Source organism: Mesorhizobium sp. M1A.F.Ca.IN.020.06.1.1 (genome assembly GCF_004023265.1).
GTDB lineage: Bacteria > Pseudomonadota > Alphaproteobacteria > Rhizobiales > Rhizobiaceae > Mesorhizobium.
Map to the genome: position 1 here is coordinate 1 of NZ_RZSR01001597.1, position 703 is coordinate 703.

1 protein-coding gene is annotated in these 703 nt (G+C 64.4%); it reads right to left on the reverse strand.

The window, feature by feature from the left end; all coding sequences use genetic code 11:
* Positions 1–93: 93 nt before the first annotated feature.
* Positions 94–703, reverse strand: a 610-nt coding sequence (locus tag EOA60_RS35775; RefSeq protein WP_128312772.1) for an SDR family oxidoreductase, incomplete at its 5' end; no start/stop codon positions are given.

Sequence of the window (703 nt, forward strand, 5' to 3'; positions counted from 1 at the left end):
GATTAGCTCAGTTGGTAGAGCGCTTCGTTTACACCGAAGATGTCGGCGGTTCGAGCCCGTCATCGCCCACCAGTTTCCCGGCACAATCAAGACTCACCGCGGCGTCAGGCGGAAATCCTGGCCTTCGGGCAGGAGCTGGCCGCCATCGACGACGATCGTCGTGCCGGTGATGTAGCTGGCGTCGTCGGAGGCCAGGAACAGGAAGGCGTTGGCGACGTCGCGCGGCGTGCCGAGACGTCCGAGCGGCACGGCGTCCTCCATGCTCTTGATGAAGGCGGCATCGCGGTGAAGCTTCATGCCTTCGGTCAGGATGTTGCCAGGCTCGACGCCGTTGACGGTGATGCCATAGCCGGAAAACTCCAGCGCCGCCGCGCGGATGAAGCCGTTGATGCCGGCCTTGCTTGCCGAATAATGGCCGTGGCCGGGGCTGCTCACCTGCGGGCCGGTGATGGAAGAGGTGAAGAGCATGCGACCGCTGCCCTGAGCCTTCATCGGTGGAAGCGCTGCCCGGGCGGCGTTGAAGCTGCCGCGCAGATTGACCGCCATGACCCGGTCCCAGTCCTCCGGGCTGGTGTTCTCGATCAGTTGCCAGGGATAGATGCCGGCGTTCTGGACGATGATGTCGAGCCGGCCGTGACGCTGCAGCGCCAATGCCACCACCGCTTCGGCGTCGGCCGTCTTCGAAATGTCGGTGCTGATGAAG